The sequence below is a fragment of the Ralstonia pickettii genome (assembly GCF_030582395.1).
In the GTDB taxonomy this organism is placed as follows: domain Bacteria; phylum Pseudomonadota; class Gammaproteobacteria; order Burkholderiales; family Burkholderiaceae; genus Ralstonia; species Ralstonia pickettii_D.
Map to the genome: position 1 here is coordinate 1 of NZ_CP104381.1, position 24,112 is coordinate 24,112.

Sequence of the window (24,112 nt, forward strand, 5' to 3'; positions counted from 1 at the left end):
AAGCCACCCGGTTTCTGGCCTGCGCCAGGAGCCCGGCGGCCGGCCCTCCCGGGGACGTCATCAGACGCGTGTGGCGCCGGTCAAACACCTAACGATAACGATGCAGGATTTCTGGCATGCGGCGTCCGCTCAACTCGAGAGTGAGCTGACCCCGCAACAATTCAAGACGTGGATCAAGCCGCTGACGCCGCTGTCGTTTGACGAACAGGCGTGCACGCTGCGGATTGCCGCGCCCAACCGCTTCAAGCTCGACTGGGTCAAGAGCCAGTTCTCGGGCCGCATCCAGTCGCTCGCGTGCGACTACTGGGAGACGGCGGTCGACGTGCAGTTCGTGCTCGACCCGACCGCCGGCCAGCGCCAGGCGGCGCTTCAGCCGTCGCTCGCCCCGGTGCCAATGCAGCCGCTGGGGGCGCAAGCAGGTCAGCAGCGGCAGGCAATGCCGGCCGGCAACGGTGTCTCGCATGACGCTGGCACGCTGCGCCCCGCGCCGACTGTGTATCGCGAAACCGCGCTCGCAACGGCCAGCCATGCCGCCGCCGATATCGACGTGCCCGTGATGGACGCCGCCGAGGTTAGCGCGCAGTCGTATCGCATGCCGCCGCAGGCGCCCGCCGTGGTCACGAGCTTGGCCGCGCCGCCGCAGGCGCCAGTGGACGATTCCGTGCACGAGCGCTCGCGGCTCAATCAGATCCTGACGTTCGACAACTTCGTCACCGGCAAGGCGAACCAGTTGGCACGTGCTGCGGCCATCCAGGTGGCCAACAACCCGGGCAAGTCGTACAACCCGCTCTACCTGTATGGCGGCGTGGGCCTGGGCAAGACCCACTTGATCCATGCCATCGGCAATTTCATGCTGATGGAGAACCCGCGTGCGCGCATCCGCTACATCCACGCGGAGCAGTACGTGTCGGATGTGGTGAAGGCGTACCAGCGCAAGGCGTTTGACGATTTCAAGCGCTACTACCACTCGCTCGATCTGCTGCTGATCGATGACATCCAGTTCTTCTCGGGCAAGAACCGCACGCAGGAAGAATTCTTCTACGCGTTCGAGGCGCTGATCGCCAACCGGGCGCAGGTCATCATCACCAGCGATACGTATCCGAAAGAGATCACCGGCATCGACGACCGCCTGATCTCGCGCTTCGACTCCGGCCTGACCGTGGCGATCGAGCCGCCCGAGCTGGAAATGCGCGTTGCGATTCTGATGAAGAAAGCGCAGGCCGAGAACGTGACCGTGCCGGAAGAGGTGGCCTTCTTCGTGGCCAAGCACCTGCGCTCGAACGTGCGAGAGCTGGAAGGCGCGCTGCGCAAGATCCTGGCGTACTCCAACTTCCACGGCAAAGAGATCACGATCGAGGTCACGCGCGAGGCGTTGAAAGACCTGCTGACCGTGCAGAACCGCCAGATCTCGGTGGAGAACATCCAGAAGACCTGCGCGGATTTCTACAACATCAAGGTCGCGGATATGTACTCCAAGAAGCGGCCGGCCAACATCGCGCGCCCGCGTCAGATCGCCATGTATCTGGCCAAGGAACTCACGCAGAAGAGCCTGCCCGAGATTGGCGAACTGTTCGGCGGACGCGACCACACCACGGTGCTGCACGCCGTGCGCAAGATCGCCGACGAGCGCACCAAGGACGCCCAGCTCAACCACGAGTTGCACGTGCTGGAGCAAACGCTCAAGGGCTGACCGCGCGATGGTCAGCAGAGCGCATGGCAGCGCCATTCGCCCTGAATCAAGCCTCGACAGACGCCCGCTCGAATGCGGGCGTCTTTTCATGCACAATAGACATATTTGCCGCGCGCGTGACGCTATCCAGCGCCCCCTTATTTGCGGTATAATTTGTGATTAACCCCTTGATTTACAACAACTTTGGGTTAATCGCGAATGCTCCTGCAGGCACCGGCCCATGTGGCCCAGGCTGGGGCGCGCGCGGTGTCACCTCTCAAGCCAAGGATCGCCTTCATGCAATTGGTCAAAACCTCGCGAGACAACCTGCTGCGTCCGCTGCAAATCGTGAGCGGCATCGTGGAACGCCGACACACGCTGCCGATCCTGGCCAATCTGCTGATCACCAAGCAAGGTGAACGGGTTTCCTTCCTGTCCACCGACATCGAAATCCAGATCACCACGCACGCCGATTGCGGCGCCGGCGCGGGCGACGTTGCCACCACCGTGGCCGCCCGCAAGCTGGTCGACATCCTGCGTGCCATGCCTGACGGCGAAGTTGCCCTCACGCTCAACGACAAGCGCATGACGGTGCAATCCGGCAAGAGCCGCTTTGCGCTGCAGACGCTGGCCGCCGAAGAATTCCCGACCGTTGCAGAGGCGACCGATTTCGGTGCCCGCATCACGCTGCCGCAGAAGACGCTCAAGCACCTGCTGGCGATGGTGCACTTCGCGATGGCCCAGCAAGACATCCGCTACTACCTCAACGGCATGCTGCTGGTGGTGGATGGCAAGCAAGTCATGGCCGTCGCCACCGACGGCCACCGCCTGGCCTACTGCGGCGTTGAAACCGGCGAGCAACCGGCAGGCGCCGGCGGCCGTCAGGAAGTCATCATCCCGCGCAAGACCATCCTCGAACTGCAACGCCTGCTGGAAGACGTGGACGATCCCGTCTCGGTGCAACTGGCCTCCAACCAGGTCAAGTTCACCTTCGGCAATATCGAGCTGATCTCCAAGCTGGTCGAAGGCAAGTTCCCGGATTTCCAGCGCGTGATCCCGAAGGGTTACCGCAACAGCTTCACGATCGACCGTGCCTTCCTGCAGCAGGCGCTGCAACGCACGGCCATCCTGACCACCGACAAGTTCAAGGGCGTGCGCTGCATGCTCGACACCAACGTCCTGAAGATCAGCTCCACCAACGCTGACCAGGAAGAAGCGCAGGAAGAACTCGAAATCGACTACCAGGGCGATGCGCTGGATATCGGTTTCAACGTCACCTACCTGCTGGACGTGCTGGCCAACCTCAAGGCCGAAAAAGTGCAGGTGAGCCTGGGCGACTCCAATTCGAGCGCACTCATCACCCTGCCGGACGACGACACCTTCAAGTACGTCGTCATGCCGATGCGCATTTGACGCACCGCTGCACCCAGAGCAAGACGAGGGGCTGGATCGTGACGATCCGCCCCTTCGCCGTTTTTAAGCAACCCCGCTGTGTGCGCAAAACGCCCATGGCTGCGAGCAGAACGACATGACCGAAGAGCAGAAACCGCAATCCACCCCCGCCGATGGCAGCAGCTACGGCGCCGCCTCGATCCAGATCCTGGAAGGCCTGGAGGCGGTACGCAAGCGGCCGGGCATGTACATCGGCGATACGTCCGACGGCACCGGCCTGCACCACCTCGTGTTCGAGGTGCTGGACAACTCCATTGACGAAGCACTGGCCGGCCATTGCACCGAGATCCAGGTGACCATCCACACCGACAACTCCATCTCGGTGGTGGACAACGGCCGCGGCATCCCGACCGGCATCAAGTTTGACGACAAGCACGAGCCCAAGCGCAGCGCCGCCGAAATCGTCATGACTGAGCTGCACGCCGGCGGCAAGTTCGATCAGAACAGCTACAAAGTCTCGGGCGGCCTGCACGGCGTGGGCGTGTCTTGCGTGAACGGCCTGTCGAAATGGCTCAAGGTGACCATCCGCCGCGACGGCAAGGTCCACCACATCGACTTCGCGCGCGGCATCCCGCAAAACCGTCTGATCGAAACGATGGAAGCGCCGGACGGCAAGATGGTCGAAGTCTCGCCGCTGCGTGTGTCGGGCACTACCGACAAGCGCGGCACCGAAGTGCACTTCCTGGCCGACGAAGAGATCTTCACCAACGTCGAATACCACTACGAGATCCTCTCCAAGCGGATTCGCGAGCTTTCGTTCCTGAACAACGGCGTGCACATCCGGCTGACCGACCAGCGCACCGGCAAGGAAGAAGACTTCGCCTTCTCGGGCGGCGTGAAGGGCTTTGTTGAGTACATCAACAAGAACAAGACCGCGTTGCACCCCACCATCTTCTTTGCCGCCGGCGAGAAAGACGGCGTGGGCGTGGAAGTGTCGATGCAGTGGAACGACGCCTACAACGAGCAGGTGCTCTGCTTCACCAACAACATCCCGCAGCGCGACGGCGGCACCCACCTCACGGGCCTGCGCGCCGCCATGACGCGCGTCATCAACAAGTACATCGCCGACAACGAGATCGCCAAGAAAGCCAAGGTCGACACCTCGGGCGACGACATGCGCGAAGGCCTGACCTGCGTGCTGTCCGTCAAGGTGCCCGAGCCCAAGTTCAGCTCGCAGACCAAGGACAAGCTCGTCTCGTCGGAAGTGCGCCTGCCCGTGGAAGAAGTCGTCGCCAAGGCGCTGAGCGACTTCCTGCTGGAAACGCCCGTCGACGCCAAGATCATCTGCGGCAAGATCGTTGAAGCTGCCCGCGCGCGTGAAGCCGCCCGCAAGGCCCGCGAAATGACGCGCCGCAAGGGCGTGCTCGACGGCATGGGCCTGCCCGGCAAGCTGGCCGACTGCCAGGAGAAAGACCCCGCGCTGTCAGAACTCTTCATCGTCGAGGGTGACTCCGCAGGTGGCTCGGCCAAGCAGGGCCGCGACCGCAAGTTCCAGGCAATCCTGCCGCTCAAGGGCAAGATCCTGAACGTCGAGCGCGCGCGCTTTGACAAGATGCTCTCCAGCCAGGAAGTGCTCACGCTCATCACCGCCATGGGCACCGGCATTGGCAAAGACGACTACAACCTCGACAAGCTGCGCTACCACCGCATCATCATCATGACCGATGCTGACGTAGACGGCTCGCACATCCGCACGTTGCTGCTCACGTTCTTCTACCGCCAGATGCCCGAGATCATCGAGCGCGGCCACGTGTACATCGCCCAGCCGCCGCTCTACAAGATCAAGCACGGCAAGGAAGAGCGCTACATCAAAGACGACGTCGAGATGGCCGCCTACCTCGTGCGCCAGGCGCTGGACACCGCCGTGCTCGTGCGCCCCGACGGCACCGAGATTGCCGGCGACGCCCTGGCCGAACTCGCACGCCAGTACCAGTTCAGCCAAAGCGTGATCGAGCGCCTGTCTCGCGTGATTGACGCCGACGCCCTGCGCGCCATTGCCGAAGGCGTGTCGCTGGACTTGTCCAACGAAGCCGCAGCCGAAGCCAGCGCCCGCACGCTCAAGGCCCGCCTGCTCGAAATGCAAGGCAACGCCAGCAGCGCCAACGGCGGCGCCACCGCAGACGCCTTCATGCAGTACGACGAGAAGACCGAGAAGTACCGCATCATGGTCGTCCGCCGCCAGCACGGCAACCAGCGCCTGAGCCACATCGACGCCGACTTTGTGGCCGGCGCCGACTACACCGCGCTCTCAAGCACCGCCGCCACCTTCCAGGGCCTGATTGGCGACGGCGCCAAGGTACGCCGCGGCACCGGCGACAAGGTGCGCGAGCAGAACGTTGCCGACTTCCACGCCGCCATGACCTGGTTGCTGAGCGAAGCCGAGCGCGGCGTGAGCCGCCAGCGCTACAAGGGCCTGGGCGAAATGAACCCCGAGCAGCTGTGGGAAACCACCATGGACGTCACCCAGCGCCGCCTGCTGCGCGTGCAGATTGAAGACGCCATTGCCGCGGACCAGATTTTCACCACGCTGATGGGCGACGACGTGGAACCGCGCCGGAACTTCATTGAGAGCAATGCGTTGGTGGCGCGGAATATTGATGTTTGAAGTTAGCTAGTCGCAGGAAAAAAAAGAACGCCGAGAGAAAATCTCTCGGTGTTTTTTTTTGTAGTAGCCCGACGAGCGTGTCAGGGCATCGTTATGCCGCCATGCCGTGACTGGCAGGCGCTACCCGCAACAAGAGTTATGAGTAAATCGGCACAAATACTCCGTTCTTTGCAAGGCGGAGCCGATTTGACTTGGGAGGGGCGCTGGCTTTGGAGTTCCCTCTTCAGTGGGGGGCGACATAACCGAAAGTCATGTAGCAGAATAATCGAGATAAACATCGAAAAAATAACGCGACTCGATAGGTGTCTTTCGTGATAAATGATCAGGCTGCTCTTGAACTGGATGGTCTGGCTACCGCCGAGCGGAATCGAGTCGCCTCTATTCTTCCTCTTAACACCGCAGATCGATTCGTCATTTACACGGAGGCTTTGCGCCAGATTGACTATTGGTCTGTGTTTCAGAAGCCGTTGCCGCCGGAATCTAGGTTAAAGCCGTGGGATATGGAAATCATATGGCTTGGCTTGAATAGCGCTACAGCATATCTGCTCACAAAACTCCCTCAGTCGAAGGGTTTTCCCTTGGTGACACCGACGAGGGAGGGACGGGAATCTGCTCTGAAAATATTGCATCAATTGGGCCGCGCAACTCTGATGAGAAGAGTGGCTGAAATGGTGCGGCATAAATATGCGAATGCAGAAAGGACCGAGGACGGTTGGACAATCCAAGGCGGTAGCGGTGTCCTCGATCAGTTCTTGGATAACATCGAGTTTTCCCGATGGGCAACACTGGAACGCAGGCTTAGCCAGCTCCAAAGTGGGCAACCCTCTATGGGGTGGATGATATTCGGTAGAGATGAACTGGACCAAGTGGCTGGCAGTATCGGCCGTTTTCTCAGCTCGAAAGGGCCATCACCCTTAGCCCAGTGGCTTCGTTGCGATATCGATGAGCTCATGCGACCTTTGCTGTTTCCCTGGGACTCGGGGTATGGCGTCATGACAGGGTATGGGGCGCTCCCGGAGGTCGATTGTCATTTCCTAGCGAAGGCCCTTCTTCTTGTCACTGATTGGCGTGAAGACGCGGGCTTTCATCCAGATGCCAACGTCGCGGGGGTTCGCGTCCGGGATTTGACTATGGTGGTGGCCGCGATGGCGAGTTTGCATTTAAAACACATCCACTTCGTGTTGCTTGCGGGAAAGAGTCGGCCAGAAATATCTATTTCAGAGAGTTTTACCATTTGGACTCCAAGAGAGGAAATCGAGGAGACAATTTGTGGTCTTACTTTTATGGATAAAGAGGTTGTTAGGAAAATACTTTCAGCTATCGCCTTACATCCAGATGATGTGCCGCGTATCTCTAGTTCTACAAATCCCGTCATGCCATTGCTTGTTGACCTCGGTAATGGATTGATGCTCCGGCCAATTTCATCTATCTGTCGGAATCCGTTTAATTCTATTCGAGATATTCTAGAGTCGCGGGGTGGTGATTCGAGGAACTGTCTCTCGGCACCTAGAGAGGGATGGTTGCGAGCTGATCTTTACGGTCAATTTTGTGGAAATAGATATTTTTGCGTCCCAGGGAATATCAAGCTGCGAGACGGGCGTAAGACCGTAACGGATGTCGATGCTGCCATCTTTGATCGTACGACAGGTGAGCTAGCTCTGTTTCAGATCAAATGGCAGGATTTTTCCACTAACGATGTTCGTCAGTTACGCAGTAGAGCGAGTAATCTCTCAAGGGAGATGGATGACTGGGCAGCAAAAGTCGAGCAATGGCTAGATGGTTCTTCGAAAGAGCGGTTGGCAAAAACCTTCAGGCTAAAGCTTGATTCACGTCTCTCAATCGTTTCCGTTCGTCTGTTTGGTATCTCCCGTACGGTTGCGAGGACCAAAGGCTTTGGTTTCGCTACGCAACATCCCCGTTTGGCTGTGATGAATTGGCCCCATTTTTGCCGCCTGCGCACTGAGATCGGCCCTTCAGCCAATGTAATCAGTGATCTCCACAAGGCTTTGCTGGATGCCATGACCGCGGAAGTGCAGTCAACGCCGCTGCCTTTCACAATGCGCGTGGCAGGGACTCCTTGCCATTTTGAAAATCTGTGGAACGCGTTCAGTGGTGAGAGGGACCCTGCTTGTACTCAGACCAGTCCTTAGGCCAGCAGATCCGCACCGATATCTGTATCGGGCGACCCGCCTGCGAGTAGCCAAGTCGCTAGAGCTGCAGCAGCCGCGTCAGGCGATCGGCGGATCGCGCACTCCCACACCACGCCAATGCGCCAGCCTAAGTCGTGCAGGCGCTTGCGAGCAGTTATATCGCGCTGCTGGTTAGTGGAGAACTTTTTGGCCCAAAAGGCAGCGTTGCTTTTGGGCATGGTCGTGAATCGACACCCAATGTGACGGTGCCAGAAGCAGCCGTGAACGAACACCGCGGCTTTGAACTTCGGGAATACTAGGTCCGGCGATCCTGGCAGCCCTCGGACATGGATCCTGAATCGGAAGCCGCGAGCAAAGATCGCTGACCGCAGGAGCTTTTCCGGACCTGTGTCCTTGGCGCGGATGGCAGCCATATTCCGGCTGCGTGCAGCAGTTGTTTCAGTCATCTCGATGCGGGTGATTGGAGGAAAGACATGGCCTTGCCGGGCGTAACATATGCGATATATTATGCGAATGTTGCGACTGTGGGATGTATATGCGAGACAAACGTGGAAAGTTCATTGAGCTTGCGACGAATCGGGTCAATCGAACTATCAAGGACATCCGCCTGATAGGCAACCTGTCCAATCGGTCCGCCTATGAGTACACCGAAGATGATGTTCGAAAAATTGCCCGGACGCTTCAGCGCGAGCTTGAGCTGATGAAGCTTCGCTTCACCGGAGGCGCCCAAGGCGCCGACGGTGAGTTCAGTCTTTAGGCTTACAACTGGGAGGGGGGAATCCTATGCAGCTTCGCTTCAGGTGCCTTCGTGATGACGAAATGGACCGGCCACCGACGCAACGAGATCAATTCAATAACGATGACGTTGAGTTGGCGGATGCTTTGGTGCGTGAAACCCTTCAGAACAGTCTTGATGCCGGGGCCGATGGTGAGACGGTACGCGTGCGGTTTGCGATGTACCAGCCGAGCCAGTCGGATTGCCATGTCCTAAGCAAATGTCTCGACCTAGAGCAACTCACGATGCGGCTTCGTGAGTGCTCGTTGATGCCCGAGTCACTCGACCTAGCCAAGTCAAAATTGCTGGTTATCGAAGACTTCGGAACCACCGGATTGACCGGAAGCTGGAACTCGATGGATGAAGAGCCGTTCTGTGACTTTTGGCGCCGAATGGGCAAGTCGCACAAAGGGGGAAAATCATTGGGGCGCTGGGGGTTGGGCAAGTTGGTATTTTCCAGCACCTCACAGATTAGAGCCTTCTTTGGATTGACCGTCCGTGAGGATGATCCTAAGCAGGCTCTATTGATGGGGCAGGCGGTTCTCACGACGCACAGCCTTAATGGAGAGCGATTTGATTCACACGGTTTCTATTGCGCGCTCGGAGAGTCCGGGATGCAGCTGCCTATTACTGATTCAGCGGAAATCAATGAGCTCGCGCGCGCTTGCGGGTTGATACGGACTACCGAGCCTGGTTTGTCAATCGCGATTCCCTGTGCACTGGCCAGCGTGACAGAGCAACGAATCATTCAGGCCACTCTGCGTAATTACTTCTTTCCAATCCTGCTCGGCAAACTTGTGGTGACCGTTGGCTCGGTGACCATTAACGCCGAGTCTTTCGCGGCGCTAGCGAAGGTCCATGGCGGTCCGCGCTTCGTAAGCGGCGAGTTGGCACAGTTCATCAGTGCAATGCGAGCCGTGCGTACGGGGGATGCTGCTCCGCACTATCTCCCCGCGAATTGGGCAAGCCTCGGAATGAAAGCGGCGCTAGGGGAGAGTATCGACACACTTCGCGGCCGGTATCAGGCCGACGAGTGTCTCTGTGTAAGGGCGCCGCTCCTGTTGAAGCGTAAAGACGGAAAAGAAATCGAAACGTATTTCGATCTGTTCCTTCAACGGACCGGCGCCGACAGCGACACGCTGTTTGTCCGGGATGCCATCGTTTTGCCGGCCGAGGCAAGGTACTTCGGTGGACATCACGTACTTGCCGCTCTTGTCGCGGATCACAAGCCAATCTCCGAATTCTTGGGGGACGCGGAGAATCCGGCTCACACGAGCTGGTCCGCCAGTGCAGAAAAATTGACTGCAGGGTGGCGAAATGCTGCAGCACATCTCAAAGAGATTCGATATGCCCTACGGCAGCTGTACGGCGAGATCGTTTCGTCCCTTGAGCAGGTGGACGAAAACGCTCTCATCAATTTCTTCTCCGCCTCAGCTGATGCGGGCGTTCGCGGCACTAAATCTAGAGGCCCCGTTGTTCGGCCGATTCATCCAAATCCACCTCCACCCAAGCAGAAGGCGTATCGCCTTAAGAGGTTAAATGGAGGATTTTCCATCCAAGGTGATAGATCGCTGCATCCAGACGAACTACCGTTGGTGATTCGGATACGAGCGGCCTATGACGTGCTTCGCGGGAATGCTTTCTCGAAGCACGACCCACTTGATTTTGACTTCTCGAAGAACGAGCTACAGGTCGTGAGCAAGGACGCGACCGTGAATGCTCAGACTCCCAACATTTTGGTTGTCACGGCTAACAGTCCTGAATTTGAGGTCTCTGTAACAGGTTTTGATGGGAAACGAGATCTCATCGTCGACGCATCGAGGCAATAATGGGCTTTCGAATCAATTCAACAGGTCGTAAGCGAATACTCCGAGAGCATGTCCGAATTCGAATAACCGAACGAGGTATGGGACAACCTCCGTCGTTTACAGCGGACATACAACTTCCAGCGGACATGAGGCTAGACCCCGACGCGAAGGTCTATGTTGAGCCATATGTAAAGAGCTCATCGATGCGCTTTGCGTTTGGGACGGTTCGAGCTGTAACACCTCCTGAGACGTGCCTCCTTACCGATATTGACGCTGGAGCCACCGTCCTGTTCCGAGTCAAGGTGGTGGACGAGGCGGGTGAGGTTGGTCGGATACTCGCATCCGCGAATGGGATCCGTCCGGAGGACGATTCGGATGGCGACGACAGGCGGCCACTGTTGCCGGTGCGGACTGCTGACCTAGCGGAAGAAATTTGGCAGCTTGAGATTGATAAGGATGCGGGCCCTTCGCTGGTTGTGAACAGTCGCGTTCCGGACCTGATCGAAAGGTTGAAGCGCGATGCATTTCTTCAGGGGGCCATTTATCCTGAGGTGGTGAGGCGGCTTGCTCGCGAGGTTCTACGCGAGAACGATGACTTCGACGATGAGGACGAGTGGGTAGGGGACTGGCTCACATGGTTTTCAGCACAGCTCGGCAGGGACGTATCGGAAGAAAGTATGGATGCGGACGCAGTGGACTCGCTCGCCGATGATATCGCTGCAGCCTTTGCCGAAAAAAATCGGTTTGCGTCGAGCGTGATCGCTGCGCTGCAGAGCGCGGCGTGATGCAGAGAATATTGGGGGATTAGGCATGTCTCTTGTGCGCGTTCTCAATGAAGAAGGTCTAGCTAAATTTCGAGAGTACTTGGCGGTGCTGCGTACCAGTCCATCAGCCAGTCCGCCGTCATATCTGTTGAACGACGGTAGATACTCCGACCGATTTGCGCAACCAGTCACGTTGGAGCAGCGGGCGTTCTCATCTTGTTGGCGCGCAGCTAAATTTGACCCACGGTTTTCATCTAAATTTGACCCACCCCGAGACGGCGTAAAGCGTTACTGCGGTGTGGATAACTCTTCGTTTTCTGCCTCCCTTGAGCCCTTTCGACGGGCTGGCCTAGCCTTCGCCGAGCTGGTCTTGAAGCGCCACGACTCGTTGCCGGTTTCAACGATGTGGCAGTGATGCGTGAGGCGGTCGAGCAGCGCCGTGGTCATCTTGGCATCGCCGAACACGCTGGCCCACTCCCCGAAGCTCAGGTTGGTCGTGATCACCACGCTGGTGCGTTCGTACAGCTTCGAGAGCAGGTGGAACAGTAGCGCGCCGGCGGTCTGGCTGAACGGAAGGTAGCCCAGTTCGTCGAGGATCACCAGATCGACATGCATAAGCCGGTGCGCGAGCTGTCCGTGCTTGCCGGCAGCTTTTTCCAACTCCAGTGTGTTGGCCAGTTCGACCGTCGAGAAGTAGCGCACGCGCCTGCCGTGACGCTGGATGGCCTCGATGCCGATGGCGGTTGCCAGATGCGTCTTGCCGGTGCCCGGCCCGCCGATGAGCACGACGTTGTGTGCGCTGTCGAGGAACTTCATCTGGTACAGATCCCGGATCAGCCCTTCGTCGACACGGGCCTGCGCGAAGTCGAAGCCCTTCAGGTCGCGGTGCGCCGGGAACCGGGCGACGGCCATCTGGTAGGCAATCGAGCGAACCTCGCGTTCAGCACCTTCGGCCATCAGCAATTGCTCCATGAAGCGCTCGGGATCGAACTCGGTATGTCGGGACTGCGCGTACAGTTCAGTCCAGCCGCTGGCCATGCCGTGCAGCTTGAGTGCCTTGAGGCGGGCAACGATCTCATTGGACATGCTGGTTCTCCGGTGCGCGCAGACGTTCATAGCGGTTCACATCCGCGACAGGTTCTTCGGTCAGGCTGAGCGTGGTGGCGGCCACGATCCGGTGCTGCGCCGGCGCTTTCAGCCGGCTCAGCACGTTGAGCACGTGATCACTGCTGGGCCGCCCTGAGTCGAGCGCGGCTTGCACCGCCACCAGCACGGCATCCAGGCCGTGTTCGCGAACGGCGGACAGCACCTGCGTCATCACACGGTCGCCACCGGCGTGCTTGAGTAGATGCCCCTGAAGCTCCTGGAGAGGCTGCGGCATCGTGGCAAACGGCGCACCGTTGCGAAGCGCGCCTGGCTTGCGCTCGACCAGCGTGATGTAGTGCTGCCAGTCGTAGAACGTCAGGTACCGCTCGAAGCTGCGTTCGTGACGAGCTATCTCGCGACCGTCGGCAACGACGCTCAGCAGCGCCGGATAGCACCGCACGCTCACGAGCTGGTTCACGAACTCGGTCGGCACGCTGTAGCGGTTGCGCTGGAAGTGGATCAGTCCCGTCGAGGACACCCGCAGGAACTGCTCGACGTAGCCGTCGAACGGGCGCGGGTTCGGCATCAGCCGGGGGCGTTCGTCCTGCAGCACATCCTCGACCATCAACTCGGGCCACTGCGGATGTGGTGCCCGCCATGCCTGCCGACACTGGTCGGCCACCCAGTCGTTCAACGCCGCCAGGGAAGCCCAGCGCCGTTGGGCCGCTTCGTGCCAGATCTGCCTGCGCCGGTCCTGCACGTTCTTCTCGACGATGCCTTTCTCCCAGCCCGAGGCCCGGTTGCAGAACTCCGGCTCGAACAGGTAGTGGCCGCACATCGCCTCGAAGCGGGCGTTGACCGTGCGCTCCTTGCCACGGCCAACCTTGTCCACCGCCGTCTTCATGTTGTCGTAGATGCCTCGGCGTGGCACACCGCCAAACGCGGCAAACGCCTTGGCGTGCGCGTCGAACAACATCTCGTGGCTTTGCGTGGGATAGGCGACCAGCCAGAACGCGCGGCTGGCGTTCAGCTTCACATGGGCGACTTCAAGACGTCGGCGCAGCCCGCCGACGAAGACATACTCGCAGCTCCAGTCGAACTGGAACGCTTCACCTGGCTCGAAGGCCAGCGGCACGAACGCTTTGCGTCGGGGAGCCTGGGCTTGTTGCTCTCGCCAGCGCCGAGCGAACTCGCTCACCCGCGTGTAGCTTCCGCTGTAGCCCTGTGCCCGGATCGCTTCAAACATGAAGCGCGCCGTGCGGCGCTCACGCTTCGGACGATGGCTGTCGGTGCGCAGCCATTCCTCAAGCTGCCCCGCCCATTCGTCCACCACGCTCGGACTGACCCGCTTCGGGTACTTCGGCTCCGTCGCTTCTGGCTCTCGCAGCCACGACCGCACCGTGTTCCGGGACAACCCCGTTCGCCGTGCAATTTCCCGCAACGGCACCTTCTCGCGGAAATACATCCGCCTGATCTTGGCCAACATGCCCACCGTGATCACCTCCGTATCCCCTGCTCAAAAAATGAGCAGAACATTCAATCACGTGGGTCAAATTTCGATGCAAATCACCCCGCCAGGTGGGTCAATTCTGCTCGCGCGTTAACATCATCTGCCTATGAGCTCGGTAGGTACATGGACCAGGTCTTTGTTGACTGTGAGGATCGTCTGATCTCTCGGAACCATGGTTTGTGGTCTTGGCTCGCTCTTTTCTATTTTGATCAGTTGTGCAAGCCGGATGGCGCGGGCATCCGTAAGCCACTTGAAGACGCGGTTTATGTCCTGGAAGAGAGATTCAGCTTTCGCAGGTACTACCGGCATGCTGTGCGGACGCCGTGGCTAGCAGTTAAAGCGCACGGGGAGCACGCAAAGGTGCTGTTACTCACCAGCGGCAAGGGAACCCGAACAGATATCAATGAGCAGCTGGGCGCTTACCAGCATCTGTTTGCTAACCGGACAATTATTGCTTCCGCGTATGCGATGTACTTTGACAAGGACCTGCAGAAACCTAGGAGAGGGGCAGGAGGAAAGAGTGGCGGCTCAGCTCGAAGACTTGCCAGCATCGCACGTCAACTGGAATTGACGTATGACTTGGAGGATTGCACTCCGGCGAACTTTCTTAATTTGCTCCCGAGGGAGTTCGCCACGTGGGTGAAGCACGCCAGTCCTACTGTATGACGGTGGGACCAAGACTGCAGACAGTCAATTCCGGGTGGAATCGATAAAGTCCAGCACGACCTCAGCGATTTGCCGCGCAAGATAGGGCGGGACGGCATTGCCAACTTGCCAGTACTGCTGGGTCCGATTTCCTTCAAAGAAATAGTTGTCAGGAAACGTTTGGAGCCGTGCTGCCTCTCGAACCGTGAGAGCGCGGCACTGTGACGGATCTGGGTGAATATAGTAGTGGCCGTCCTTCGCGATATGCGAAACCACTGTAGTGGACGGTTGCCCCCCGAGCTGCACGCGAAAACGATCGACAAAGGGCACTTCTGCGGCGGTCATATTGCCGTGCTTGGGTAGCAATCGGCCAGGGAAATCGGGGAGCCTCGGCGACCAGCCACAAACGTCGGCGAAAGACGATGCAAACATGTATCGCGCAAGATCGGAGCGCATGTGCTTGCGGGTCTCGTGCTGGATCACGCCACCGAGTTTTGAGTCAAGTACCCAATCACGCAGCTGTGCCGGCATCTTTTCTGCACTGGTCGAGCCAGATAGAAACAGCCCCCCGAAAGCGCGATGACGTTTTGCCGCTTCAACCGCTCGAGATATGCGCATCTCAATGTTCGTGCGGTGAGGCACGCGCCATCCTTTCAGTCCCGCAATTGTTTCTGCCAATGCGGACAACCACGCATCATGGCTATCCTCTTCGCGCGAGAGGCGGCTTCGAAGCGCCGGCAGTCCTGCAAGTGCTTGATTCACACTGATCTGTGTCGGAGCCGGCTTAAGCGAAAAGCGGCCCTCTCGCGCAAGGAGCTTGGCACCCGCGGATGCCAAGTCCTTCCTGATGCCAAAAAGGATGACACGATGTCTTGCCTGCGGAAGACCATAGTTTTCAGACTTGATCAGGTAGTCATTTGGTTCCAGGTTGTCTCCGTGAGTGACAAAGGAACGAATCAGGTATTCATGGCCGTTCCCCGGCGAACGCAGGTCGGCAAGGATGCGGTCGAATATGGGCGAGCCGCCATGCTGAGAGGTCAGCATCCCTTTGACGTTCTCCATGACAAACACAGCCGGGCCGAACTCGCGCAGGATGCGTAGGTATTCCGTGTAAAGGAAGTGTCGTTTGTCTGCCTCGAATTTCTCGGGGTCTTTTGGCCTCAGCCGCGAGCGCCCTGCCAGTGAGTACGCTTGGCACGGCGGGCCGCCAATGAGCACCCACTCTCTTTCTGAGCCGAGTGCTTCCTTGATCCAGCTGTCAATCTCGGCGTGTGGCGTCACCCCTAGCTCTGCGCAACGGGCCTCTCCGGCTGCTTCGCGCGCTTGATCCGAAATTGTGGGGTGCGCAAATAGTTCTTGGCGGGAAATATTGCCGCGCAAATAGTCGTAGTAGCAATCCGGGATCGCGTTTGGTGGAAGGGCACGGAAGAGGGCACGCAACGAGAGAGTTCGATGTGCGATCTCTTCTTTCTCGATTGAGACTTTGACTTCGAATCGTCGTTTGCCGTTTCGGCCGATGATCGACGAGAAACCCTCCCCAAGCCCTCCTGGCCCCGCGAATAAATCAATTACGGGTATCGAGCGTTCACGCGTCATTTTTTCTGTCTGGCTATGCGAGTGCAAAACCCGGCTGGACGCCGGGGTGTCGTAGTTTATCAGGGGGGCGAATTCCCCACCGCATTGCCTATAACCTTGGGAAAGGGGGCTCTGGTGGTTCACAACTAGATTGCCGGCACCTTGTGCAAGGGGGCGTAGCCTGGTGCAGGCGGCGAGTACGTGGTTGGAGCAACGTACAAGGTTCGCCTCGGATGGCGACGCTAGCCGCTCCATCAACAGAGAACCGCCCAAAGGGCGGCTCTCTTCAATCCATCAACAACCAATCACCTCACTGCGCAGTCTCCTCCGCCTTCTTCCTCGGCCTCCGACTAAACCGAGTCGACAGCGCCCGACGCGCCCCCTCCAGTCCTTCGCCCTTGCCCGCAACCTTCAAGTACGTGTAACCCTCCAGCGCGGCCGACATCAAATCGCTACCCATTGCTAGCTGCGAATCACGCATCCGTTCCAGCAGCTTGTCCATGCGGGCGACGCGCGGGCGCAGGGTGTCAAAGCCCGTTAGGTCACGGCGCATTTCCTGCAGGCTGAAGTTGCCCGGCAGCACGCCAGGGTTGTTGCTGAGCAGTTCCAAGGCTTCGCGGCAGAACGCTTCTGACTTGTGGCCCATCTTCATGAGCTTGCTGCGTTGTTCGGTCGACAGGCCAATCAGGCCGACGAGCTTTTCTTCCAGGGTCTTCAGGGCGCCATCAATGGCGGTTACGTCGGTGGCGCTGAGTTGAAACGAAATCAGGTTTTGAGACATTGAAATCCTTCTAAAGCAGCTATCAGTGTCATGCCGGTCGGCACGACACGGAGATGTTGGGCAACGTTGCTGCGTATCTCAATGCCACGCACAATTTTTGACGGAAAGGGGTCGCGCATTACACGGCGCGCACCGTTTCACCGCGTCGGCGTTCGTGCTTTGAGCGAGAGACTTAGCCCTCGCACTTTGAGTGTTGGAGAGTGAAGCTCCAGTGTTTAACACTGACGCTCCAGTGTCTGAGGGTGAAGCTCCAGTGTTTGACACTGACGCTCCAGTGTCTGAGAGTGAAGCTCCAGTGTTAAACACTGACGCTCCAGCGTCTGAGGGTGAAGCTCCAGTGTTTAACACTGACGCTTCAGTGTCCGAGGGTGAAGCTCCAGTGTTTAACACTGACGCTTCAGTGTCCGAGGGTGAAGCTCCAGTGTTTAACACTGACGCTCCAGTGTCTGAGGGTGAAGCTCCAGTGTTTTACCCTGGCGCTTCACTGTCAGAGAGTGGAGCGTGACCTTCTGACCGCCACTGCGCGCGAATCAATAATCCAACTTTCCCCGCCTCCCCGGTCGCTATAATTGCTCGCGCTGCTGCTCCAACGGCAGCCGGGTCTGGCGATCCGTGGTTTTTCCAAGAGGGGCTGATGTCATGCACGGTCAGCCCCGAGCACTTGCTCGCGCGTTTTATGGCGGGCCGGGTGGGGAGACCTTCGGGTCTGCCGGTTTTCTTGGAGCCGGTTCGCCAGCCTCGCCGTCGGGCCCGCCACCTCGTCTGGCGACGAATGACGGGTCTCTTATTTAATCCAAGAGGCTGTCATGACTGCAAATCACAGCGGGCACCGCCCCGCGTCCTATCCGTCTCCACCCGAACCACCCACGCACGCGCCCACGTCATCCGACACAGGTAGGCTCACCAAAAACCGCACCTACCTGAACGGCGCCATCGCAGCGCAGGCGTATCTCAAGCGCACGCGAACCGCCATGCGCAGCCACGGCCAATGCCGCCCGGGCATGCTGCGTGAAGAGCTTCAACACCTCTCCGCACACGCGTTCCCGCCGGCTTTTATCAAGGGCTTTATGGATGCGATTGATGCGTACGTATCGATGTCGCTCGGAGGCCGCGATGTCGATCCGCAATCGTGGGACGTGCTAGCCGCCATAGAGCGGCGTGGCTACAGCCAATAACAACAGATTGACGCATTCCCGTGACGGGCGGGAATGCCAACAGAGGCAGTGGTTCAGCGCCCTGTTCAGGCCTCCAGCGACACTGACCGTGTCAAGGTCTCAAATTCACGTAAAACATCAGGGTGCTTTTGGGACAGAAACCGAAACACCGCTTCGTTACCCACCAATTTGGTGAGGTATCCCTTAGCGAGGACCAGATTCAAGACGTCTTGTCCGTAGGACTGCTCGACCAACTTGAGCTGGCCTTGCAGGTTCCCCATCTCGCGCTCCATCTTTGCCATTTGCTCAGCGGTGACACCGCCCAACTTGCGCGGCTTGCTCTCATGTAGCAGCAGATTGCTTGGCGTGGCCGCAACTAGCGCCTGTGCATACGAAACCGTGATGTTGTTCGCCGCGATCATCAGTTCGACGCACTCGATCTGACGAGTGGGCTTCAGCTTGCGGAGCACGGCGCCCAAGTTGGGTGAGAAGTGAAAGTCCTTCAGCAGTTCTGCGGCTTCCGGGCAAACGCCATTGAGCAGCGCCGCGTGCATGATGATGTGCCGAACATCGACGTTCAGCGCCTTGGCCAGCTTTTCGCGAGGCACACCGCGCTCCAGCGCGCGCCGAATCATGAAGTGCACCTGAATCGTGCTCACCCGGTTCAGTCTGTTGTTGTACGTATAGCCTTCGTCATCGGTGGCAACCAGACAAGGCGCATCCACGAACTCCAATTCCCTCAGCGCAGCGAGTCGGATATGACCATCAAGCAAGATGTGCAGTCCACTGGCTTTGTCGGGTTTGCCCACGCTCAACGGCTCGATCATGCCGATCGCCTCAATGGACGACAGAATCTGTTTGAACTTCGCAGATTGCTGGAGGCCCTCGGGAGTCTTGCGCGACGGCAGAATGTTCTCAAGCGGCAGCGTCAGTGGCCGAGGGATGAACCCGAGCAGATCGGTCATGAGGTATGACCCCCCGGCCAGACTCGATCAGAGAGGTATTTGGGGAGCGTGTCCAAACGCTCGGCGCGGAGCAACACCGTGAAGCTCTCATCGAGCATCAATTCCCGCAGGGCTTCAACGACGAAAAGCAGCCGTTGTTGTGCTGTCTCCGCCTTTCTGACAAGCAGTTTCTGACGTTCGACTTCTTTCTGGTAATTGCGCACCAAACTGGATGTCGTTACCTCAGCCGGCTTGCGAGGCGCGCTGCGCGCCAAGGTCTTTCCGAGTGCCTGCCGCCGCTCGATAACGCGGCGGGCGTGCAGCAATTGGTGACCTCTCAACTGGCCGGTCTCATAGGCTTCCTGCAACGCAACTTGTACGGCACGGTCATTGTTGCCGGCTCCCGAGATGACAAGCGCTGCTGTCAACGGAATGCGCCCCGACTCTACCGCCACAAGTAGGCGCTCTTCACCGCTGCTGAGGAGTTGCAGGATGCCGTGTACATAGTCCAGTGTCAGTCCGGTTTTCTCAGCGATCGCTTTCTTGTCATAGCCTTGCTCTTGCAGTCGGCCAATACCTGCCAATAGCTCCAAGGCGTTGCCCTTCCGGCGGGCAATATTTTCGGCCAGGCTCATCACGAAAGCGTCTTCATCGGTGGCCTCCACCACCAGCGCAGGGATAAAGTTCTCCCCCAACTCTCGGAACGCCTTGAGGCGTCCTTCACCACAGATCAACAGGTAGTGCTCCGCGCCGTCTTGCCCAGGGCGAGGGGTGACAGTAATCGGCTTCTTTAAACCGATGGTCTGGATGTTGCGGACGATATCCTCGAACTTCTGTGCGTTCCGGTCCCGGGGGTTAAGCACTTCGATAGTGTCCAGCGGAATCATGCGCAGGTCAGGCTTGGCGTGTTTCCTCGTCATGCGGCCCTCCTGATGCGGCTGCGCTCGGCCATGCCATAGAGGTAGTCCAAGTTGCCGAATCGATAGGTCTCCAGTTCGAATCTGTTGTGATCGGCCAAGCTGATGCGTGGCAAACCAAAGTCCAACCGTGGCAACAGGTAGTAGTCCAGCGGTCCTTCGTTGGTCGTGTCGAGTCTCACGGCTACGGTGACGTCGGGGAGAAGGCCAGCGTCGAAGCGCACCTTCCACCGGTGGCTGCCGGTCTCCAGCATTTGACAGCGGGATAAGACGATCGAAACACTGAACTCGCGATTGACAGTGAGCAGATCGGTTGCCGAGTCACGTTCTACTGAGCCGCCTAGTTCGGCAATCATCCGCTCCGTATGCCCGATGATTTGCGGATGCAAACGCCGCAAGAAGCGATTGATTTCGATGTAGTGGTAATCACGATCTGGCGTAAAGCCGACCGCTTGATACGCTCGTACAAGACTACCGAAGCGGTGTGCATAGGCTGCGGCCGAAGGCATGCCTTCCGTTTCGTCGATGATCAAGCCCGACAGAAACCCCCGCGTTCGATAGAGATTGCGCAACTTGTCCAACAGTTCTTCGTCGCTGAATCGTCGTGCACGGGCGCGCAGAATGCCTTGCGCTGTATAGAACAGTTCGGGTGACACGATGGCTTCGAAAGCCCCGTCCCTCCGAATCCACATTTCAGGTCCGTTGACCACCCGATGCTTCTTGAGTTTGAAAGACGTCCGGTTGTAGACGTTGTTGCCGATGTACTTTTCGTTGGACAGCACTTGGCGCACCGTTGCGCGTGTCCATTCGTGACCGAGGTCTGTGCGAATCCCGCTGGCGTTGAGACGACCGGCGATTTCCGACTCCAGTAAGTTGTCGTCAATAAACCATCGGTATATTTGGTTGACCGTTGCGGTCTCTTCGTCCGGCCCTGGCATCAGGATGACGCGATCGGTTTGCAGGCTCTTTTGCTGGCCGCGCGCAAGCTCAGTTCGCACGGTACCCAACTGGTCAACCAGGACGCGCCGCAGGCCGTATCCCGCTGACCCGCCCTGTCGATACCCCAGTTCAATCAGCCGACATTGGCCGGCGAACACCTTGGCAGACAGCTCGCGGCTGTACTCGCCAGCCATGGCCCGCTTGACGCCTTTGACGATAGTCGAGACAGGTGAACCGTCGTTCTCAAACTGTTCCGCGCAGTAGGCCACCTGTATGCCGGCACGGCGGCAGATGTACTCGTAATAGGCGCTTTCATCGGCGTCCTGAAATCTGCCCCACCGACTGACGTCATAGACCAGGATGACTTGGAAGTCTGCAGTGCCCGACTCCACGTCCTTGATGAGTTGCTGTAGTGCTTGGCGGCCATCGAGACGAAGGCCACTCTTTCCCTCGTCGGCATAGGTCCGCACAATCTGGATACCGCGACGCTGGGCGTACTCGCGAATCTTGTCGGCCTGATTCTGTGTCGAATATTGCTGGTGCTCTGTCGACATCCGAACGTACTCGGCGCCACGAAGCAGGAACGGCTCGTCGGGAGGTCTCGAAAATGTTTCGGCCATACGTCCAACCGCGTAGAGTTTTTTCCGCCAATGCCAGCTAACGGACGTGGGCGCCTGTGGATTCGAAGGCCCATTTCCTGCCTCGCAGGAGTGGCCAGGATTCACATGGGAGAAACGGTAACGGTTGTTAGATGCGGAGCCTATGACGTCCTATGTTTGCACAGGTCCTTTTTGCATCAGTGGTCGAGATACACGGGCGTCATTCGTACGATCCACGCGTCCATTGTTGCGCCGCTCGGTTGGAAAACAGGCTCGATTCGGTAGAGGCCAGCCGGGAAGTTGGGCGGGAGTGAGCCGGCATACGAGGAGTCTCGGCCCCTCTTGTGCGTGTCCTTAGTTTCCCCGCCTTTAGCTGCGGCGTTCCGGTACTGCTGCCAGTAGTCCGGATGCCGCTCATGCCAAGCGCGTTGACTGCGTTTTTGGTTTTCGCGGTAGTCCGGATCGTTCGCCATCTTCTCGTGCTGCCAACGCTGTCGCCGCGCTCGTTGGCAGGCCGGCATGGAGCAGTAAGTCTGATTCGGAACTTGCGAGCGTGGGATGAAGGATTGGCCGCAGCATGCGCAGACTCGAATAGTTGCCATGGCGTTCTTCCTGACGAGACCCATAGATGCCTCGCAGTATCCCTGCCGTTTGCGGGCTGTCTGGGTTGCTACAGCGTCAAACCAGACCGCGCGGATTCTTCACCCGGCGCTTACGGTCTTAGGATTGGTCTGATACCGCCAACAAACCTCGATACACACAATCAACCTCCATGTGCCCAGCCGTTATCGCACCATCCTGCGTAGCGCTGCGTTTGCGATAACCGGGCGCATCCTGGGTATCCCCCAACGACTGAAACGTGTACCTAATTTCGGTGGAAGGACCGTGCAATAGGTCGATGCGCCAGGCACGCGGTTCCAAAACTGCCGAGCATATGGAGGAGAGACTAATGAAGATGCACCGGCTGGGTCTGAAAGCCATGCGCATGGTGAAACGGGCAGTAGCAACGACGCTGGGCTTGACTGCGGCCACGTCCGCTTTTGGCGCAGACTTCCGCCCTTTCCCTACCGCACTCTCACTGCCCCGGGATGTTGCGGCTAATACCGTTGTGGCGAGAGCCTATTTGACGCCTCAAGCGTTATGTGACGAGGGCACATGCAGGTTGGTGAATTTCCGTCCTATTAGCTATGTTCATGTCGCCTCGAGTGACGTACCGGGCTTGGTATCAAACGGACCGACCGTCATCACAGAAATCAAAGGCTTGCGGATGCAAGTCCTCGTCAATGGGGAACCACAGACAAGGCTGGATGAAAATCAACCGTCCATAAAATTTTCTTCGCCGATCGAAATTCAACTGCTGAGGGACGGTTCCCCAGAGTTGGGCAACGGAACAACCACCGATCCAATTCAGTTCTGGTTTTTCACAAAGACAACGTCGGGATCCAGCAGGATCGATAACTACATCCGCCTTAGCACGAGGCTGACCAAAATCGAAGGAACCTGCTCAGTGCCAAGTCAGACCGTGGAACTGCAACCCACCCGGGCAAGAACCTTGGCCGGCATTGGGACAACGGCTGCCGAGCGCAGCTTCCGGATCAGCATTAACAACTGCCCAAAGGGATACAACAGGATTTTCTACAGGCTCAAACCGATGGGCGACAACGTTGAGATGTCAGCGGGAGTATTGCCGCTTTCCGCCCAATCGACCGCCAAAGGCGTGAGGATCAGGGTAACTGACAGTGCAGGGGCGGCTGTTGTATTCGATACGCCGACCAGAATCGCTTATTACAACAGCGAAACCGGCGGTTCGTTCTCGATCCCGATGCGGGTGTCATACGTTCAGACCGAAGCCAACGTCACGCCCGGCACTGTGAATGGCGCCATGTCGGTGCTGATGGAGTATCAGTGACGAGCGGCGGGGCGGATGCGTTCGGCTGTCAGCTTCCGTCCTTGGTTTCCTTAGGCTTAGGCCCAAGCGCAGGGCCGCCGCCTCCGCCCGATCGGATGGGGCCAGCGTTGTCCTTTGGCCGCTCGAGGCTTTCACCTTTGCTGTTGTAGCCGCCAGGACGTTCCGGGCGATTTCCGGAGATGTCCACCCGCGTGGCGGGGTCATGCGCTTTGCCACCGCCGTCTGTGCCGCCACCAGATGTGCGCCCCCCGGAATCGGCGCCACCACCGGACTTGTTTCCCGAGGTTGATGTCCCTGACTTCGTGCCCGGGCTCACCGGCTTTACGCTGTCGCTAGCATGCGCCCATGCGGCGGTCAGTATGGTCAGCAGTGCAATCACTCGCTTCATGCATCCCTCCCTGTGGTCGCGCAGAGCGCGCACGACGACAGTAGGCGGCAGGCAACCCCGCCGCCATCCCCAAGTCGCGGGGTGGGAGCGTACGGAATTGGTAAGGGCGGCCGGCCCGAGGTGGTCCAAGCGCGAATTCCCCGCGCTCGGATGACGTCTTCACCAATGCCATTGCCGAAATCGCGCTGCCAAGTCTCAATTAATCTGAATTCAATATCGCCGAATTCAGATGTAAATATCCTTGAACGTCGCGCATTTGCATCGAGTTCACGGTTGTTAATCTTCGAGGCGGTCCTTTCGATTATCATCCGCGCAAACAGCAAAAGGCACTCCCTCCGTCAGTCGAGTGAGGCCGTCGGGGTTGTTCCATTTCAGACGGGGCAGGGAGTGCTTTCGCATGAGACGACATCTCAGGCGCGCCGCTGTGTGTCTTCAAGGCGCT

General features: G+C 58.5%; 18 protein-coding genes. 10 read left to right on the forward strand and 8 right to left on the reverse strand.

Going from position 1 to position 24,112, the window contains the following annotated elements:
- Positions 1-100 precede the first annotated feature (100 nt).
- The 4 genes from dnaA to N5B55_RS00020 all read left to right on the forward strand — a co-directional run bounded on the left by dnaA (position 101) and on the right by N5B55_RS00020 (position 7,876).
- Positions 101-1,690, forward strand: a complete 1,590-nt coding sequence (gene dnaA, locus N5B55_RS00005) for a chromosomal replication initiator protein DnaA (protein ID WP_304538743.1) — start codon at positions 101-103, stop codon at positions 1,688-1,690.
- Positions 1,691-1,966: 276 nt separating this feature from the next.
- Positions 1,967-3,082 (forward strand): DNA polymerase III subunit beta, encoded by a 1,116-nt coding sequence (dnaN, locus tag N5B55_RS00010; protein ID WP_004628148.1) that lies wholly within the window; start codon positions 1,967-1,969, stop codon positions 3,080-3,082.
- 115 nt (positions 3,083-3,197) lie between these two features.
- The gene (gyrB, locus tag N5B55_RS00015; RefSeq protein WP_065860120.1) at positions 3,198-5,726 is read left to right on the forward strand and encodes a DNA topoisomerase (ATP-hydrolyzing) subunit B; all 2,529 of its coding nucleotides are present in this window, start codon (positions 3,198-3,200) and stop codon (positions 5,724-5,726) included.
- Between the two features lie 311 nt (positions 5,727-6,037).
- Positions 6,038-7,876 (forward strand): hypothetical protein, encoded by a 1,839-nt coding sequence (locus N5B55_RS00020; RefSeq protein WP_304538744.1) that lies wholly within the window; start codon positions 6,038-6,040, stop codon positions 7,874-7,876.
- Here the strand turns inward: N5B55_RS00020 and N5B55_RS00025 are convergent.
- Positions 7,873-8,322 carry a very short patch repair endonuclease gene (locus tag N5B55_RS00025; protein WP_304538745.1) on the reverse strand — a complete coding sequence of 150 codons (450 nt, stop codon included), beginning with the start codon at positions 8,320-8,322 and terminating at the stop codon, positions 7,873-7,875. The genes N5B55_RS00020 and N5B55_RS00025 overlap by 4 nt on opposite strands.
- 89 nt (positions 8,323-8,411) lie before the next feature.
- On the opposite strand from N5B55_RS00025, the gene N5B55_RS00030 reads away from it, so the two are divergent.
- From N5B55_RS00030 to N5B55_RS00040, 3 genes are all read left to right on the forward strand, one after another.
- A complete protein-coding gene (locus N5B55_RS00030) occupies positions 8,412-8,633 on the forward strand; it encodes a hypothetical protein (protein ID WP_304538746.1) in 222 nt (73 codons plus the stop codon).
- Positions 8,634-8,659: 26 nt separating this feature from the next.
- Positions 8,660-10,480 carry a hypothetical protein gene (locus N5B55_RS00035; RefSeq protein WP_304538747.1) on the forward strand — a complete coding sequence of 607 codons (1,821 nt, stop codon included), beginning with the start codon at positions 8,660-8,662 and terminating at the stop codon, positions 10,478-10,480.
- A gap of 182 nt (positions 10,481-10,662) precedes the next feature.
- Complete coding sequence (locus tag N5B55_RS00040; protein ID WP_304538748.1) at positions 10,663-11,244, forward strand: hypothetical protein; 582 nt, start codon at positions 10,663-10,665, stop codon at positions 11,242-11,244.
- Between the two features lie 267 nt (positions 11,245-11,511).
- Here N5B55_RS00040 and istB read toward each other — a convergent pair whose 3' ends face one another.
- Positions 11,512-12,309 carry an IS21-like element helper ATPase IstB gene (istB, locus tag N5B55_RS00045; RefSeq protein ID WP_024542409.1) on the reverse strand — a complete coding sequence of 266 codons (798 nt, stop codon included), beginning with the start codon at positions 12,307-12,309 and terminating at the stop codon, positions 11,512-11,514.
- Positions 12,299-13,801, reverse strand: a complete 1,503-nt coding sequence (gene istA, locus N5B55_RS00050) for an IS21 family transposase (RefSeq protein ID WP_024542408.1) — start codon at positions 13,799-13,801, stop codon at positions 12,299-12,301. Before istA ends, istB begins: the two co-directional genes overlap by 11 nt.
- A 141-nt stretch (positions 13,802-13,942) precedes the next feature.
- Between istA and N5B55_RS00055 the strand changes: the two genes are divergently transcribed.
- Complete coding sequence (locus N5B55_RS00055) at positions 13,943-14,485, forward strand: hypothetical protein (protein ID WP_304538749.1); 543 nt, start codon at positions 13,943-13,945, stop codon at positions 14,483-14,485.
- 24 nt (positions 14,486-14,509) lie between these two features.
- Here the strand turns inward: N5B55_RS00055 and N5B55_RS00060 are convergent, their stop codons facing one another.
- Together N5B55_RS00060 and N5B55_RS00065 are read right to left on the reverse strand one after the other, a co-directional pair.
- Positions 14,510-16,060 (reverse strand): DNA cytosine methyltransferase, encoded by a 1,551-nt coding sequence (locus tag N5B55_RS00060; protein WP_304538750.1) that lies wholly within the window; start codon positions 16,058-16,060, stop codon positions 14,510-14,512.
- Positions 16,061-16,349: 289 nt separating this feature from the next.
- Positions 16,350-16,820 carry a hypothetical protein gene (locus tag N5B55_RS00065; protein ID WP_304538751.1) on the reverse strand — a complete coding sequence of 157 codons (471 nt, stop codon included), beginning with the start codon at positions 16,818-16,820 and terminating at the stop codon, positions 16,350-16,352.
- A gap of 806 nt (positions 16,821-17,626) precedes the next feature.
- Here N5B55_RS00065 and N5B55_RS00070 point away from each other — a divergent pair.
- Complete coding sequence (locus N5B55_RS00070) at positions 17,627-17,995, forward strand: hypothetical protein (RefSeq protein ID WP_304538752.1); 369 nt, start codon at positions 17,627-17,629, stop codon at positions 17,993-17,995.
- 65 nt (positions 17,996-18,060) lie between these two features.
- Here N5B55_RS00070 and N5B55_RS00075 read toward each other — a convergent pair whose 3' ends face one another.
- From N5B55_RS00075 to N5B55_RS00085, 3 genes are read right to left on the reverse strand one after another with little or no spacing between them, the layout of a single operon-like run.
- Positions 18,061-18,939 carry a plasmid partitioning protein RepB C-terminal domain-containing protein gene (locus N5B55_RS00075; RefSeq protein ID WP_304538753.1) on the reverse strand — a complete coding sequence of 293 codons (879 nt, stop codon included), beginning with the start codon at positions 18,937-18,939 and terminating at the stop codon, positions 18,061-18,063.
- Positions 18,936-19,838 (reverse strand): ParB/RepB/Spo0J family partition protein, encoded by a 903-nt coding sequence (locus N5B55_RS00080; protein WP_304538754.1) that lies wholly within the window; start codon positions 19,836-19,838, stop codon positions 18,936-18,938. Before N5B55_RS00080 ends, N5B55_RS00075 begins: the two co-directional genes overlap by 4 nt.
- A complete protein-coding gene (locus tag N5B55_RS00085; RefSeq protein WP_304538756.1) occupies positions 19,835-21,394 on the reverse strand; it encodes a recombinase family protein in 1,560 nt (519 codons plus the stop codon). Before N5B55_RS00085 ends, N5B55_RS00080 begins: the two co-directional genes overlap by 4 nt.
- Positions 21,395-22,322: 928 nt before the next feature.
- Between N5B55_RS00085 and N5B55_RS00090 the strand changes: the two genes are divergently transcribed.
- On the forward strand, positions 22,323-23,282 hold the full coding sequence (locus N5B55_RS00090) for a fimbrial protein (RefSeq protein ID WP_304538757.1): 960 nt from the start codon (positions 22,323-22,325) through the stop codon (positions 23,280-23,282).
- Positions 23,283-24,112: the final 830 nt, after the last annotated feature.

Excerpts from the sequence above, each read along its gene's own strand:
- N5B55_RS00070 (WP_304538752.1), top strand. The coding sequence starts at position 17,627 with ATGACTGCAAATCACAGCGGGCACCGCCCCGCGTCCTATCCGTCTCCA.
- gyrB (WP_065860120.1), top strand. The coding sequence starts at position 3,198 with ATGACCGAAGAGCAGAAACCGCAATCCACCCCCGCCGATGGCAGCAGC.
- dnaA (WP_304538743.1), top strand. The coding sequence starts at position 101 with ATGCAGGATTTCTGGCATGCGGCGTCCGCTCAACTCGAGAGTGAGCTG.
- N5B55_RS00025 (WP_304538745.1), bottom strand. The coding sequence starts at position 8,322 with ATGACTGAAACAACTGCTGCACGCAGCCGGAATATGGCTGCCATCCGC.
- N5B55_RS00035 (WP_304538747.1), top strand. The coding sequence starts at position 8,660 with ATGCAGCTTCGCTTCAGGTGCCTTCGTGATGACGAAATGGACCGGCCA.
- N5B55_RS00040 (WP_304538748.1), top strand. The coding sequence starts at position 10,663 with ATGCGCTTTGCGTTTGGGACGGTTCGAGCTGTAACACCTCCTGAGACG.
- N5B55_RS00060 (WP_304538750.1), bottom strand. The coding sequence starts at position 16,060 with ATGACGCGTGAACGCTCGATACCCGTAATTGATTTATTCGCGGGGCCA.
- N5B55_RS00065 (WP_304538751.1), bottom strand. The coding sequence starts at position 16,820 with ATGTCTCAAAACCTGATTTCGTTTCAACTCAGCGCCACCGACGTAACC.
- N5B55_RS00090 (WP_304538757.1), top strand. The coding sequence starts at position 22,323 with ATGAAGATGCACCGGCTGGGTCTGAAAGCCATGCGCATGGTGAAACGG.
- N5B55_RS00085 (WP_304538756.1), bottom strand. The coding sequence starts at position 21,394 with ATGGCCGAAACATTTTCGAGACCTCCCGACGAGCCGTTCCTGCTTCGT.
- dnaN (WP_004628148.1), top strand. The coding sequence starts at position 1,967 with ATGCAATTGGTCAAAACCTCGCGAGACAACCTGCTGCGTCCGCTGCAA.
- N5B55_RS00080 (WP_304538754.1), bottom strand. The coding sequence starts at position 19,838 with ATGACGAGGAAACACGCCAAGCCTGACCTGCGCATGATTCCGCTGGAC.
- N5B55_RS00075 (WP_304538753.1), bottom strand. The coding sequence starts at position 18,939 with ATGACCGATCTGCTCGGGTTCATCCCTCGGCCACTGACGCTGCCGCTT.
- N5B55_RS00030 (WP_304538746.1), top strand. The coding sequence starts at position 8,412 with ATGCGAGACAAACGTGGAAAGTTCATTGAGCTTGCGACGAATCGGGTC.
- istB (WP_024542409.1), bottom strand. The coding sequence starts at position 12,309 with ATGTCCAATGAGATCGTTGCCCGCCTCAAGGCACTCAAGCTGCACGGC.
- N5B55_RS00055 (WP_304538749.1), top strand. The coding sequence starts at position 13,943 with ATGGACCAGGTCTTTGTTGACTGTGAGGATCGTCTGATCTCTCGGAAC.